Genomic DNA, 14,460 nt, shown 5'->3' on the forward strand with positions numbered 1-14,460 from the left:
GCGCTATAAAGCGCGGTTGCGAATTATGCGGACAACCGCTTACGACCGCGGGAGCGGCGAGCGGCAATAACTTTACGACCGCCAGTGGTGGCCATGCGTGAACGGAATCCGTGGCGACGCTTACGGACGAGCTTAGATGGTTGGTATGTACGCTTCATTTATTTAATACCGCGGTGTGCGGCCCTTCTTGGTTCTGTATCTTGAACAGGAGCGAATTCATTTAACAAAAACATTCCGGCTTTTGGCCAGATGTCAAATGTTTACGAATATGCTGGGGCTTATAGAGAATGCGGCCTTTTGAGTCAATCACAAGTAAAGCGCTCTGAAACAGCCTGTTCATTGTGCAATCATCGGGATTAAAGTCGTTTAAAAAAACGACTGCTGATAAAAAAAGTGATTGCTGTGGTGAAAATAAATATGCTCTGCATAAGGGGATAAAAATTTAAGCGGTAACGCTTGAAACAATGACCTTTCAAAGCAGGAGTTTAACATGAGCATTCGTCGTATTGAAGTCGGCCCGCGTATGAGTGAAGTCGTGATTCACGGCAATACCGTCTATCTGTCTGGTCAGGTGGGTAATCCGGGTGGGAGCGTTTTTCAACAGACACAAGATGTTTGCGCAGAAATTGACGCGGCTCTGGCGAAGGCTGGCACCAATAAGTCCAAAATCCTGCAAGCTATTATCTGGCTGGATGACATGGCTGATTTTGGCGAAATGAACAAAGCATGGGAAGCCTGGGTTGATCCGGCTAATACACCAGCTCGTGCGACCGGCGAGGCAAAGCTCGCCAGCCCTGATTATAAAGTAGAAATCATTATTACGGCAGCGCTGGACTAATGGTTGTAAAAGTCGGCGCTGGCAATTTGTCCAGCTGATCGACAGAAACAGGCTGGCGAATACGACGTGAATAATTTTCCGCGTCGCCTTTCGCCAGCTCGTTAATATGGGCTTTGGCGACTGTGTGTTCTGCCGTGTCTGATGTGGAAATCAGCTCGTGGTCATAAAGATAATAAGGCGCATAGCCTGACAGCAGAATACGGTAATCAAAGACAATACCCGGATCCATCAACTTGGCCATTTCATAAATGACTGTGGTGCAATTGGTTAAAAGCGTATTGTAAAACTCCGGTTCTTTCGCCAGACGATTGGCATTTTCCACATAGCTCAAAAACAGCATTTTGGCAGTTTCCGGCTGAATATTGATCGGGTAGCGATAAACCTGCTCGCCGCGGATATTGGTGCGCGTGAAGATAATGTCGCTTTCTTCGGCAGCAATCATAGCCAGCTCAAATTTGCGGAAAAAACCACCGATGGTGGAAAATTCTTCGTGATGTTCTTTGCGGATTTCTGCGGAAAAGACGATATGGCGGCCATCGGCGAAACCAAAAGAAACCAAGGTATGCGCGATGGCAGGGCCGGTCCAATAAGAGAGAAAGGCATCGGTTGAGGTGATGGTGCTCAGATCATAAGTCTCGCTCTTCCAGCGGATTTGATATTTGCCTTCGCTTTCCCATTCAAAATCGCGGATATTGTCGAGCGTTACCATGTCGCCGTTTATTGTGCCGGTCACGGTATGGGCAACTTCTGCTGCCCAGATGCGGTTAAGCGATGGTTTGATGGTTGCCCACCAGCCTAAAATAGCAAGGCACAAACAAAGAAAAACGGCGCGGCGCGGCCATGGGGAGGCATGACGCTCACTCCATAAATACCAGATCAGCACACCAAACCATAAGACGATGATTGCGATCCGCATTAAAGTGCCAAAAGGGGCTTGAAACCAGATGGCGCAACTCGCCCAGATGAAAAAGGCAATCGCGACAGGGCAGAGGATGAGCTTGATGGTAATATTGAGCCAGTCGTAATTATTCATTACGCTTAAACGATCCTCGCCTGTTTATTTGTTTTCAACATGATGAGCTTTCGCGCATGAGGGTGCTGATCCGCATCTGACAGAAGGCTAGGTAATAAAGTTTAAAAAATCCAGCGTAATTCGGTTTTCGTGAAACCAAATTTGTATTATTTTTGCCAAACTCGGTGTTTAATTATGTGTGACCAGCATTTTTAACCAATGCCTAATATTTAGGTGGCAAAAACTTAGTTATGGTAAATGGCTTCTTAAAATCATTTTTGGCTATCGGAACTTTATCCGGTTTGGCGCTTTTGAGCTCTGCGGCATCCGCGGATACGCTTTCTTTGGCTTCTGTGTCCGGTAATAAGCAGACGGTTTCGTCCGGTGACACCCAAACGCCGATAAAGGCAAAGCCTGCGCAAGTCAGCCCGACCGGAGAGGGGCTTATCATGATTGATCCGAGTAAAAAACCTGATGATAAGGCAGTAACGCCCAAAGAAAATCTGGTTCGTAATCCAACCTTTATTTATCAGTTTTACCATCCTGACGAGATGGAAGGTGGTAGCGCTTCACGTGAACTGGTTGTGCTTTTGCACGGCTCTGGCGGCAATGAAGCAAGCCTTGTGCCATTGGCGCGCCGTGTCTGGCCACGAGCTGTGCTGCTTGGTGTGCGCGGGCGCGTTTTGCAGGATGGCGGTACGCGTTGGTATCGTAAAATTACTGCCGTGAAGTTTGATGAAAAAGATGTGCAGCTTGAAGCGGATGCTTTTGTTGTCTTTTTAAGCAAGCTGGCTGAGAAGGAAAATCTTGATCTGCCGAACGCGACATTCGTCGGCTATTCCAATGGTGCCAATTTGCTGGCAGCCACGATGTTTATGCATTCCGATCTGGTGCGTCGGGCGGTGCTGATGCGCTCAATGCCGGTGCTGGCACAAATGCCAAAAGCCGATTTGAGCAAAGTGCAGGTGCTGACGATTACCGGTGAGCAGGATAAATTATATTCACCTTTTGCGCCTGCTTTGTCGGATGCCTTGCGCCGCAGCGGGGCAAAGCTGGATGCCGAAATGGTGGATTCCGGCCATATGTTGGGCTTGAAAGACCGCCAGATGATCCGCCAATGGTTAGCTTCGCTTGATGGCGCAACGCTGACGGATGTGAAAGTGAAGCCCAAAAAAGATTAGAGCATAATTTTAAAGTGTTAGAGCGCCACGTCAGCTTTCGCAATATGAACGGGCGCTCTGATATATTGACTGTTACGCGGTGATATCGATCAGGCCGCAATCACCATTTTCAGAGCCGAAGCTGAGGCGGTGACCAGCTTTGTCCCAGCCCATACCGGAAATGGCGCTTTTGCCCGGGCGGCGTAGCAGCACTTCTTTGCTGTCGGCAAAACGCACCACCATAATCATGCCATCCTGATAGCCGATCGCGACAATGTCCTCGCTTGGGTGACAGCAGACTGATGTGACCATCGTGTCGCCGCGCATACCAAGTTCTAACGGTGCTTTGCCCATCGGGCCGTCTTTGCTGCCAAAAGGCCAGACAATGGCAGCAGAAGCGCCGGAGGTGGCAAGCCATTTGCCTTTGACGCTCCACGACCAGCTTTTGATCTTGGCCGGATAGCCGGTCATACGCATATGGCGGTTATCTTCTAAGCGCCAGCCATGCAGCGCATTTTCCTGCATGGAGGTAACCAGAAAGCGGCCATCGGGCGAGAAAGTTGCATCAATATGTGCGCCTTTCCAATCCAGATCGACAGGTTTTGCAGCGGTTCCCGTCCAGATCAGAGCGGCACCATTATAACGGGCAATGGCAATACGCTGGCCTTTAGGTGCGCAAGCGATGCCTTCAACACTGCGTTCCTGCGCAAATTCCTGTAATTTGCCGTCAGAACCCAGCACCCATGCAATACGGCCTGAGCCAAATGCCACCATCCCGTGCGGGCCGCTGGCAATTGTGGTGATCCATTTGCGTGGTTGATGGGCAATTTCAGTGACTTTGCCGGATGCATCAATGCGGCAGACGCGGCCATCCTCACCACCGGTGAGGATGTTTTTGCCGTCAAAACTTAATGTGGCGCATAGAATACCATCATGTGCGCTCACCTGCTGGTGGCCGTTATCCTGCCAATGCACAGTGCCGTCTGCCATGACAAAAAACGGAATATCGTTGACGAAGCAAGTGAGAAGGCAATGGCCTTCCAGATCAAAAGGAGCAAGTGTTGGCATGGCTTATTTACAGGCCTCGAAACCGGCTTTCAGAGCTTCTTTGTCAAGGTTGCGTCCGATGAAAACAAGGCGGCTTTCGCGTTTTTCATCATCCTTCCAAGGGCGCTGGTGATCGCCTTCGATGATCATATGTACGCCTTGAATGACATAGCGGTCATTGTCGTTTTTAAAGGCCATAATGCCTTTAAGACGCAGAATATTCGGGCCTTGGGTCTGGGTGATATCCTGAATCCAGCTGAAGAATTTTTCCGGATCCAATTCACCAGTGCGCAATGAAATCGATGTCACTGTCACATCATGAATGTCGGATGCTTTGCCGTGTTCATGACTATGATCATGATGATGGTGATGATCGTGGTCATGCCCATGGTCATGGTCGCAATCAGGGCCACAGCTGTGGTCGTGATCATGATGGTGGTGGTGATGGTCATGTCCGTGATCATGGTCGCAATCAGGCCCGCAAACATGGTCCGGATGATCGTGATCGAGGAAATGCGGATCATTATCCAGCGCGCGCTGCAAATCAAAAGCGCCGCGGTTCAGCACGCGGTCAAGCGCGATATTGGCACGCTCTGTGCGGTGGATGGTGGCATGCGGGTTGATGGCACGCACGGTTGCTTCAATCTTGGCCAGTTCATCTTCGCTGACGAGATCGGTTTTGTTAAGCAGTACCACATCCGCAAAAGCGATCTGGTCTTCTGCTTCACGGCTGTCTTTCAGGCGCAGCGGCAGATGTTTGGCATCAACCAGTGCCACAACGGCATCAAGGCTGGTTTTGGCGCGCACATCGTCATCCATGAAGAATGTTTGTGCAACCGGCACCGGATCAGCAAGACCGGTGGTTTCAACGATAATGGCATCAAAACGACCCGGACGGCGCATCAAACCTTCTACCACGCGGATAAGATCACCACGCACGGTGCAGCAAATGCAGCCATTGTTCATTTCGTAAATCTCTTCGTCGGATTCGACGATCAGATCATTATCAATGCCGATTTCACCAAATTCATTGACCACAACGGCATAGCGTTTGCCGTGGGCTTCGGTGAGGATACGGTTGAGGAGCGTGGTTTTTCCTGAGCCTAAATATCCGGTAAGAACGGTAACGGGAATACGGTTCGGTGTGGTTGCGGCTTCAGTTTGCTCTTGGCTCATAATGATCGCCTCTCAATTTGGATGCGGATTTAATCAGAAGACGGATATAGGGGATCGATCCGTGAAATGCTATACTATTACATACACTCTTATGCACATCATTGGGGCTTATTTTAAGTCCGTGCAATCGAAATGGCTGATATCATCCAGCAATTCGCTTAAACCTTTGACCGCATGGGCAATCAGTTTTTCACCGGCTTGTGTATTGGCAGCTTGTGCATTGCCTGCGACGCCTTTTTCGTTCAAATCGCTCATTTTCCAGCCAAAGGCATGCGGGCCATAGGCACGAAGATGTTTGAATTTTTGGATAAACTCCGCCTGAAGATTGCCGAAATCTTCAGCCTTGCTCATGGTGACAAGATCAGGCCGTAAAGCCAGCATCACCGATGTTTCAATAAAGCCGCCGTGAATGTCGAGGGATTTATCTTGCGGATTGATTAAGCCTTCAGGCACACCAAAACGTGTCCAGCTGGTGGCAACCACCAGCATGTTGTAACGGACACGTAATTCGGTCGCTACAATGGTGAGGAGGGGCGAATTACCGCCATGCGCATTCAGCAGCATTAATTTGCGGATGCCTTGGGCGTGTAAATATGCACCAACTGCAATCCATTGATTGACGGCTTCATCAAAGGAAAGGGTTTTGCTGCCTGCAACATCCATATGCTCAACGGAATAGCCCACCGGTTCAGCCGGTAAAAAAACGACATCAAGCTTGCCTGAGATGGTTTCTTGCAGACGATCGGCAATGCCTTGCGCAATGATTGTATCAGTTTCAAACGGCAGGTGGCTTCCGTGCTGTTCATGTGCGCCAAGCGGCAGAACGGCAATTTTTTGATTTTCGGTTTTTTCGGTGGTTTCAGAGGTCACTTTTACCATTCCGTTTGATGTAAGCTTCAATTTATCGCTGCAATGACAGAATTCATATCATTCCATATTGATCTCATTACCAGAGCAATTTACTAAACCTTATTATATAAGGCATATTTATGTGCATGCTTGTGTAAAAATATGCGACATTGTCCTGCCAAAGCGGGAAGCGACCTGAAAAATATCAGGTTAACGGGGGTTGAACAGGAGGCGTCGTGGCTCAAAAAATTAAGCTATCCACCATTGCTGATGCATTGGGTGTTTCCACTGCGACTGTTTCACTGGCATTGCGTGACAGCCCTTTGGTGGCTGACCAGACCCGCGATAAGATTAAAGAACATGCCCGCGAGATCGGTTATATTTATAATCGCCGTGCGGCCAGTCTGCGCACATCGCGTTCCGGCATTGTCGGTGTGGTGGTGCATGACATCATGAACCCGTTTTTTGCCGAGATTTTGCGCTCGATTGAAACCGAGCTTGATCGCTCGCGCCAGACATTCATTCTCTCCAACCATTATGACCAGTTGGAAAAGCAGCGCACATTTATCGACACTTTATTGCAGCTTGGTGCGGATGGCGTGATTATGTCTCCGGCGATTGGCACACCTGCGGAAGATATTCAGCTTGCCGAGGATAACGGTCTGCCGATCGTGCTGATTGCGCGTAGCGTTGAAGGTGTTGATGCGCCGGTTTTCCGTGGTGATGATGCTTATGGTATGAGCCTTGCCACTAATCATCTGATTTCGCTCGGTCATAAAAAGATCGCCATGATCGGGGGCACCGATCAGACATCGACCGGTCGTGACCGTTATCGTGGTTATATGATGGCGATGGAAAAGGCCGGTCTCGAAGTTAAACCTGAATGGCGCATTCAGGGGCCGCGTACTAAGCAAGGCGGCTTTGAAGTCGCGCCGCAATTCTTAGCTTTAAAAGATAAACCGACTGCGGCCGTTTGCTGGAATGATCTGACCGCTATTGGTTTGATGAATGGTATTGCCCGTGCAGGACTGATACCTGGTGAAGATATTTCGGTTACCGGCTATGATGATCTGGAAGAGGCAGCCATTGCCACACCGGCGCTGACAACTGTCTGGAACGGCCAGCGCGAAGTAGGGCGGCGTGCGGCGCGTGCTTTACTGGATCAGCTCAATGGTGTGCCGGTTCCGGTGCCGCAGGAGTTGATCCATCCGGAGCTGCATATTCGTCAATCGACGACGAAGCCGAAGAAAAGCTGACGTTATTATAAAGTAAGGGATGGAACGATGGGTCAGAAACAGACAATACTGGTTTTGGGCAAGTTTAATACAACCGTGTTGGAGCGCTTAAAACCTGAATTTGATCTGATCCATTTGGTTGATGGCGACGGCAGTAAGCTTGAAACGGCTGACCTGCCTGCTATCAAGGCTGTGATTAACAGTATTGGGGTGAGATTTCCTAACAGCTTGATGGATCAGCTGCCTCATTTGGAAATTATCAGCAATTTTGGCGTTGGTTATGATGGTATTGATGCCCAATATGCAGCACAGAAAAACATCATGGTTACTAATACGCCGGATGTGCTGACCGAAGAAGTGGCTGACACCGCGCTTGGTTTGCTGATTAATACAGTGCGTGAATTGCCACGTGCGCAGAACCATCTGTTGCAAGGTAAATGGCAACAAGGCGGTTATCCGCTTTCCAAATTGTCGTTGCGTGAGCGTAAAGTCGGCATTTTTGGTCTTGGCCGCATCGGCAAGGCGATTGCGCGCCGTATCGAAGCTTTTAATCTGCCGGTTTCTTATCACAATCGCAGCAAAGCGGCGGATGTCTCCTACACTTATTATCCAAGCTTGCTGGAGCTTGCTCAAGCTGTCGACACCTTAATTTTGGTGGCACCGGCAAGTGCAGAAACCAATCATGCGGTGAATAAATATGTGCTGGAAGCTTTAGGCAAAAACGGCGTTTTGATTAATGTCGGCCGTGGCTCGCTGGTGGATGAAAAAGCGCTTATCAAAGCGCTGCAAGATGGTGTGATTGCTGCTGCCGGTCTTGATGTGTTTGAAAAAGAACCGCATGTGCCGGCAGAATTGATGCAAATGGAAAATGCCGTGCTGTTGCCGCATATTGCTTCCGCCTCGGAGCTGACACGACAGAATATGAGCAATCTGGTGATTGATAATCTGCTTGGCTGGTTTGGCTCAGGCGAGGTGGTGACACCTGTATGGGAAACGAAAACAGTGACGCGTCCATACTAATTGCAAAAAGCCCCGTATTGAGCGTTCAATACGGGGCTTTTTTTATTAGTTGCGCTGATAATAATCAGCTGCGTTTTTGGTGGTGGGCACGAACCGCATCACCGAATGCTTCGAAAATCTGGCGGGATGGGGTATCGGTTTTTGCCCAATATTCCGGATGCCACTGCGTGCCGAGTGCAAAGCTTTTGGCATTTTTAACCGAAACGGCTTCCACTGTGCCGTCTTCGGCGCTGGCTTCGACTGTCAGGCTTGGCGCTAGCTGATCGATTGCCTGACGATGCAGTGAATTAACGGTAATTGTTTCTGCATTGATGATGGTTGCAAGGCATGAATCCGGCTCAATTGTCACCGGATGAGCAAGGCGGTAGCATTCATCACGATTATCGCTGGTTGGCGAGCGATGATCGTTGCGACCGTCGATCTCATGAATTTCAGTTGCCAGTGAGCCGCCCAAAGCCACATTGAGCTCTTGCAGCCCGCGGCAGATTGCCAAAAGCGGCACACCTTTTTCAATCGCTTTGCGGATCAGAGGCAGTGTGGTGGCATCGCGTGCCTGATCGAAGGGTTCATAGGCCTGACTTGCTTCAACGCCGTAATAGTCGGGGTAAATATTAGAGACCGCACCGGAGAGCAGAACACCGTCAACCGCTTCCAATATCGCGTCAATGCTGATGGCATCACCCATTGCCGGGATCATAATCGGAGTGAGGCCGGCAATTTCTGCGGCAGCAACCAAATATTGCTCGGAGACGGCATGCCAGCTGACATTGTCGATCTTTTTTAAATCAGAGGGAATAGCAACAAGCGGACGCTTCATGTCGGACATATAATAACCCTGTTATAAATTTTAATTATTGTTGTCGTGCTTCGCTAGGAAAATGCCTATTCTCTAAGGAAGGCAATGGCATGACAGCAATATAGATATGGCGCGAGTTTTCCTAAAAGTCAGGCAATATGCAATGGCCTAATGAAAATTCTTTTTTGCTGAAATAAGCATCGGCATTTAATGAAGCAATATCTGATTTTGTGGGGGCAAACTGTGTATAAAAGGTACAATGAACCCATAAATCTAAATTATGTGACTGATCGGACAAAACTTTTAATCAAACAGCCTTGTCGGTAGTTGAAAAAGTATATTATGACCAATGAGTAAGAAGAAGATTTTAATCTGAGGGGAAGTATGACGGGCAGCGAGCTATTTTCCGTCAAGGATAAAGTCATTGTTGTGACTGGCGGGTCATCGGGTATCGGGCAACGGATCGTTACACTTCTGGCAGAGCATGGTGCATATGTTGTTTGTGTTGGCTTTACACAAGTTGAGCCGGAAATTCATTCCGGCCGTGTTTATTACATCACGGCAGATGTAACCAAACATGAAGATGTGACCAGTATTTTTGACAAGGCTGAAGCCAGATTTGGCACAGTTGATGTGGTTTTCAATAATGCCGGTGTTGCGCACCAATCGCGTGCCATTGATACGAGCTGTGATATGCTCGAGCATATTTTCAGCGTCAATGTGGGTGGTGCTTTTATGGTTGCACAAACCGCTGCCAAGCGGATGATTGCAGCTAAAAAAGCCGGTGCTATTATTAATACGACCAGTATTTTGGCTGAGCGCGTGCAAAAAGGCGCGGCTGCCTATTCGATGTCGAAAGCAGCTATTTCGCAAATGACCCGCGCATTGGCGGTGGAATGGGCGCAAAACTCGATCCGCGTGAATGCGATTGCACCGGGCTGGTTTCCCACCGGTATTAATGCTGATTTGCTGGAAGGGCCTGCGGCAGGCTTTTTAAAAGCACAAAATCCGATGCGCCGTCTGGGCGAATTATGCGATCTGGATGGAGCGGTTTTAATGCTTGCTTCTGATGCCAGTGCTTATATGACCGGTACAATAATCACGATTGATGGCGGTCATAATTTGTAAGTGATAACTGACAGCTTGCAGTTTTATATCTATGTGCCAAATTTTAGGGCTAGCTTTTTGAATGGGTATATTCGCAAAAATAATGCCTTATTTTATGTGTGTTTGTAATATTTTTTTTGAAAGCTATACGTGAGCTTAAAATTATTGGCTCTTGAGGTTCGGCTGCGCGTAATATTATTTAATACTTTGAATATATTTCGGTACGCGAAAACCGGTTGTGAGTATTGTTGCAAATACAACTAATTGGTTTGTTATTAGAAATCATTTTTTAATTGATTAACGATATAAAAAACCAATTAAGGAGAATTGGGTAGAATATGGCAATGCGCCGGCGCACCGACATACCAGAAGATGTTCGGCTATCTTTTATGCGGTCGCTTTACGGGCACCGGACAACCCTTTGGTTCGGCCTAGTTGCACATCTGGTCGGTTGCGGTGTTATTTTCTTTAAAACCCGTGATGTCGCTTATCTCTGGTTTGCTGTTGGTTTTTGTATTGTCACAAGTGGTCGCTTGTTTGATATGTCGCGTTTTGATCGCGCCAGAACCGCTTCTATGACGCATGAACAATTGAACCATTGGGAAGGGCGCTATCTGATTGGTGCCTCATTGGTTTGTTTGCTGCTTGGACTCGTATGTTTCTACAGTACTTATGTTGCCCGTGATTCATTTGCCGAACTAACCAGTCTTGCGGTTTTGATGGGATCAGTTGCCTCGATTGTCGGGCGTAATTATCCTTCAGCGGCTGCGGTACTCTTAATGTCGATCTCGGCGATTGTGCCGGTTCTGATTGGCTTTTTTCTGGGCGGCACACGTTTCCAGATGGTTGCCGGTTTGTTGTTGGTGCCGTATTTCCTGACTAATATTCAGATGGCCAATGGTTTGCGTCGTTTCTTATTTGAAGCGATTATGGGCAAGCATAGTTTGTCGATTGCGGCCAGCCGATTTGATGCGGCTTTGAATAATATGCCACAAGGGCTGATTATGTTTGACGGGGATAAGAAAATCTCTGTCATTAATGATCGGGCCATTGAAATGCTTCGCATCGCCAAAGGCACGAGAATTCAAGGCCGCTCTATAGAAACAGTGTTGCGCTATTGTAGTTTGCAAGGCGTTTTTCCGCATAATGATTTCCGTAATGTCAGTGCGCGGGTTGATGATATTTTAAGCGGTATGCGCAAGCGCGATATTTTCCAGTTTGCTAATAATCGCTATGTGGAATGTATTGGAAACCAGCGTGAAGATGGCGGGCCGGTTCTTATCCTTGATGATGTGACCCAGCGTGTTGAGGCCGAAGCACAAATTCAGCATATGGCACGTTATGACAGCCTGACCGGACTGCCGAACCGCAGCTATTTTGATACGATGGTGCGCTCATTAAAAGCGCAGAACCCGAAAGTTGCTTATTCCGGTCTCATCGTTATCGACATTAATCACTTCAAACATGTCAATGATACGCTTGGTCATCATGCCGGTGATGAGCTTCTCAGGCTGTTTGCTATTCGTTTGGGGGAGTTGGATTCCAAGCGTTTTGTCGTCTCACGCTTTGGCGGAGACGAGTTTGTTGTTTATGTCGCCAGTCTGAATGAGCAGTCTGAAATCGAAGCAATCGTCAAACATATTCTGGATACGGTTACTGGCGTTTATAAGTTGGATGCGGGGCAGGTGCTCGTCCATATCAATATGGGTGTGGCCGTTTGTGAAGCTGGTAAATGTGATGTCAGTGATATGCATATCCGTGCTGATTTGGCGCTTTATGAAGCCAAATCCAATGAGCATAAGAAATGGGCGATTTTTGAAGAGGCGATGGATGTCAAATATCGCAGTCGTCAGCGCCTGAAAGGTGAGCTTCGCAAGGCTATTTCTGAGGGCGCGTTGAGTGTTGTTTATCAGCCGATTGTCAGTGCCCATTCTCTGCGCGTGGTTGCCTGTGAGGCTCTGTCGCGCTGGCAGCATCCGGAGTTAGGCGCCATTTCTCCGGCTGAATATATTCCGCTGGCTGAAGAAATGGGTGTTATCTCTGAGATCACCCGTTTTATGCTGCGTCAGGCTTGTCTCGATTGTGCGCAATGGGGTGGCGAGGTTGGTGTATCTGTCAACCTGTCTGCCATTGATTTGGCCAATACTAATATTACACAGATGATTGCTGATGCGCTTATCAATGCTAATCTTCCGCCGCATCTTTTGGAAGTGGAAGTGACGGAGAGTGCGATTATCAATGACGGTTACAATACTGCACTGGTGCTGCAATCTTTAAAAAACGAAGGCATTAATATTGCCTTGGACGATTTTGGTACCGGCTATTCCAGCTTGAGCTATTTGAACTCGCTGCCATTGACCAAAGTGAAAGTCGACCGCTCTTTTGTGCGCAATATTGTGGAAGACCGCCGCTCACTGATGTTGTTGCGCGGGGTGACGCATTTGTCCCATGAGCTGGGCTTAGGCGTGACCGTTGAAGGGGTGGAAACTGAAGAACAGCTGGCGCTTGTACGTATTGCTGCCGGTGCCGATCTCATTCAAGGGTATTTGATGGGTAAGCCAATGCCGGTTGCATCTGTGCGTGATTATATCGGACGACCGATTATCAGTAGTACAGGTTCGGTGTTGCCTCATAAGCCATCATCATAAATTCGTGTAAAACACTGAATATTTTATTTGTTATTGACAGTTACCGCGTGATGATTCACTTGAGATATGCTTAAATTTAAAAGTCGGGAGTTTGATTTTCCAAAGCTCCGCGACTGATTCAATGTCTTGGGTGGCGGGGCTCTTTGAATGTCGGACACAACGGTGGCGCAGCCGCCTGTTTCTAATTTTGCCAGACAGCTGTTACAGTTTTTGGATCGGGTCGAATATCGCCGCGTGATCAGTGGTGAAGATCTGGAAGAAGTTGGTCGCTTGCGTTATCGCTCCTACATGACACGCAATGTTATGGATGCCGGTAGTGTGCCTTCCATCATTGATGATATTGATCTTGATAGCCATGCTTATGTCTATGGGGTTTATATTGACGGGCAGCTGGTCAGCACGCTGCGTGTGCATCATATTACACCTGAACATCGCAAAGGCACGAGCTACGCGCTTTTTCCTGACATTCTTGATCCGATGCTGGACAGGGGCGAAAGCTTTGTTGATCCGACACGTTTTGCCGCCGAGCCTTCCGTTTTAAGTGAATATCCGGCTATTCCTTATATGACTTTGCGCATTGCCACCATGGCATCGGAGTTTTTTGAGGCTGACCAATGTCTGTCAGCGGTAAAGCCGGAACATATGGCTTTTTATCGCCGGATTTTTAAGTCGGTTATTTTGGCCGAGCCACGTTCACATCAGGGCTATGGTATTTTGGTGGGTTTGAGCGGCGCACCGATTAAAGCAATCCGCGACAATGTGATGGAGCGTTTTCCGTTCTTTAATTCACAGCCGCATGAGCGGCGCGCAATGTTTGCTGATCCAATGGCAGGGCCTGTGCCACTGACGATTTTACCGACTGCAAAATATCTTTTTCAAGAGAGTTGAGTGCACGTAGAACCATTTTGGTTGCGGCTGAAATTTAGAGAGAAAGAGCACTGTTTCATTATGGTGAGGTTTTGTCATCATGGTGAAATTTGGGCGGTGAAATAGTTTTCCACTTTTTATGATGTGAAAACCCGAGTTTTGCCGTCGGCAGATTGAACTTTTGTAGTATTTTCGATATGAAAATTATTAACGATCAGAATGGGTGAACAAAAAAATGGCAAATACAGCAAATAATACCTCGTTGGAACTTGGCGCGACCATGGATTATCCAGAGCACGAACAGACCTATAATGGTTTTGTCAGCTTGGTAAAATGGGGCACAACGGCTTTGGTTTCTTTGCTGATTGCAATGGCATTCGGCTTTTTTGTCGGTGGTTTCATCTCCGGTGCAGTCGTGTTCTTTTTAGTTATGATTGCTGCCTGGTTTATTCTTTGAATTAATAAGAAGTCAGTTTTTCCACTTGGAAGAGTGACAAAAATATTTTAAATCAAGGATTTAGCGCTCTCATCAGCGTGAGCGATGTCTTGTTGACGAAAAATATGCTGTTACTCCGCTCCAGTTCTGGTGCTTCCAATCAGCTGCTTATTATTAAGCGGCTGATGATGTGATGGCTGGTTTTTTGAATTGGTATTGTTTGTAGAAGATGTGTGAGGCCTGAAGGCTGCTATGTAGTGTTCGGGTCT

The 14,460-nt window shown here is 47.9% G+C and carries 14 protein-coding genes; 8 read left to right on the forward strand and 6 right to left on the reverse strand.

Going from position 1 to position 14,460, the window contains the following annotated elements; all coding sequences use genetic code 11:
• Positions 1 to 23: 23 nt before the first annotated feature.
• Positions 24 to 158, reverse strand: coding sequence for a 50S ribosomal protein L34 (gene rpmH / locus ABDZ76_RS06530; RefSeq protein WP_184219470.1), 135 nt, complete (start codon positions 156 to 158; stop codon positions 24 to 26).
• 332 nt (positions 159 to 490) lie between these two features.
• On the opposite strand from rpmH, the gene ABDZ76_RS06535 reads away from it, so the two are divergent.
• The gene (locus tag ABDZ76_RS06535; RefSeq protein ID WP_343803324.1) at positions 491 to 838 is read left to right on the forward strand and encodes a RidA family protein; all 348 of its coding nucleotides are present in this window, start codon (positions 491 to 493) and stop codon (positions 836 to 838) included.
• Here ABDZ76_RS06535 and ABDZ76_RS06540 read toward each other — a convergent pair.
• Positions 819 to 1,871 carry an Lnb N-terminal periplasmic domain-containing protein gene (locus ABDZ76_RS06540; protein WP_343803327.1) on the reverse strand — a complete coding sequence of 351 codons (1,053 nt, stop codon included), beginning with the start codon at positions 1,869 to 1,871 and terminating at the stop codon, positions 819 to 821. The two genes, ABDZ76_RS06535 and ABDZ76_RS06540, sit on opposite strands and share 20 nt — an antisense overlap.
• Positions 1,872 to 2,101: 230 nt before the next feature.
• On the opposite strand from ABDZ76_RS06540, the gene ABDZ76_RS06545 reads away from it, so the two are divergent.
• The gene (locus tag ABDZ76_RS06545; protein WP_343803330.1) at positions 2,102 to 3,031 is read left to right on the forward strand and encodes an alpha/beta hydrolase; all 930 of its coding nucleotides are present in this window, start codon (positions 2,102 to 2,104) and stop codon (positions 3,029 to 3,031) included.
• A 72-nt stretch (positions 3,032 to 3,103) separates the two neighbouring features.
• On the opposite strand, the gene ABDZ76_RS06550 is transcribed toward ABDZ76_RS06545, so the two are convergent.
• The 3 genes from ABDZ76_RS06550 to ABDZ76_RS06560 all read right to left on the reverse strand — a co-directional run bounded on the left by ABDZ76_RS06550 (position 3,104) and on the right by ABDZ76_RS06560 (position 6,103).
• The gene (locus tag ABDZ76_RS06550) at positions 3,104 to 4,078 is read right to left on the reverse strand and encodes a WD40 repeat domain-containing protein (RefSeq protein WP_343803333.1); all 975 of its coding nucleotides are present in this window, start codon (positions 4,076 to 4,078) and stop codon (positions 3,104 to 3,106) included.
• A gap of 3 nt (positions 4,079 to 4,081) precedes the next feature.
• Complete coding sequence (locus tag ABDZ76_RS06555) at positions 4,082 to 5,233, reverse strand: CobW family GTP-binding protein (RefSeq protein ID WP_343803336.1); 1,152 nt, start codon at positions 5,231 to 5,233, stop codon at positions 4,082 to 4,084.
• 108 nt (positions 5,234 to 5,341) lie between these two features.
• Positions 5,342 to 6,103 carry a creatininase family protein gene (locus tag ABDZ76_RS06560; protein WP_343803339.1) on the reverse strand — a complete coding sequence of 254 codons (762 nt, stop codon included), beginning with the start codon at positions 6,101 to 6,103 and terminating at the stop codon, positions 5,342 to 5,344.
• Positions 6,104 to 6,318: 215 nt separating this feature from the next.
• Here ABDZ76_RS06560 and ABDZ76_RS06565 point away from each other — a divergent pair, with 215 nt between their 5' ends.
• On the forward strand, positions 6,319 to 7,338 hold the full coding sequence (locus ABDZ76_RS06565) for a LacI family DNA-binding transcriptional regulator (protein ID WP_343803342.1): 1,020 nt from the start codon (positions 6,319 to 6,321) through the stop codon (positions 7,336 to 7,338).
• 27 nt (positions 7,339 to 7,365) lie between these two features.
• Entirely contained in the window at positions 7,366 to 8,337 is a 972-nt protein-coding gene (locus tag ABDZ76_RS06570) for a 2-hydroxyacid dehydrogenase (RefSeq protein ID WP_343803345.1), read from the forward strand.
• A 64-nt stretch (positions 8,338 to 8,401) separates the two neighbouring features.
• On the opposite strand, the gene ABDZ76_RS06575 is transcribed toward ABDZ76_RS06570, so the two are convergent.
• A complete protein-coding gene (locus tag ABDZ76_RS06575; RefSeq protein ID WP_343803348.1) occupies positions 8,402 to 9,163 on the reverse strand; it encodes a gamma-glutamyl-gamma-aminobutyrate hydrolase family protein in 762 nt (253 codons plus the stop codon).
• 354 nt (positions 9,164 to 9,517) lie between these two features.
• Between ABDZ76_RS06575 and ABDZ76_RS06580 the strand changes: the two genes are divergently transcribed.
• The 4 genes from ABDZ76_RS06580 (at position 9,518) to ABDZ76_RS06595 (ending at position 14,212) form a co-directional block, all read left to right on the forward strand.
• Positions 9,518 to 10,261: an SDR family NAD(P)-dependent oxidoreductase gene (locus tag ABDZ76_RS06580; protein WP_343803351.1), complete on the forward strand. Its 744-nt coding sequence runs from the start codon at positions 9,518 to 9,520 to the stop codon at positions 10,259 to 10,261.
• A 317-nt stretch (positions 10,262 to 10,578) separates the two neighbouring features.
• Positions 10,579 to 12,888 (forward strand): putative bifunctional diguanylate cyclase/phosphodiesterase, encoded by a 2,310-nt coding sequence (locus ABDZ76_RS06585; RefSeq protein ID WP_343803354.1) that lies wholly within the window; start codon positions 10,579 to 10,581, stop codon positions 12,886 to 12,888.
• Between the two features lie 147 nt (positions 12,889 to 13,035).
• The gene (locus ABDZ76_RS06590) at positions 13,036 to 13,776 is read left to right on the forward strand and encodes an N-acyl amino acid synthase FeeM domain-containing protein (RefSeq protein WP_343803357.1); all 741 of its coding nucleotides are present in this window, start codon (positions 13,036 to 13,038) and stop codon (positions 13,774 to 13,776) included.
• 214 nt (positions 13,777 to 13,990) lie between these two features.
• Positions 13,991 to 14,212, forward strand: coding sequence for an aa3-type cytochrome c oxidase subunit IV (locus tag ABDZ76_RS06595; protein ID WP_343803360.1), 222 nt, complete (start codon positions 13,991 to 13,993; stop codon positions 14,210 to 14,212).
• The last annotated feature ends 248 nt before the right edge of the window (positions 14,213 to 14,460 follow it).

The organism is Paenochrobactrum glaciei (assembly GCF_039522165.1).
Taxonomy (GTDB): Bacteria; Pseudomonadota; Alphaproteobacteria; order Rhizobiales; family Rhizobiaceae; genus Paenochrobactrum; species Paenochrobactrum glaciei.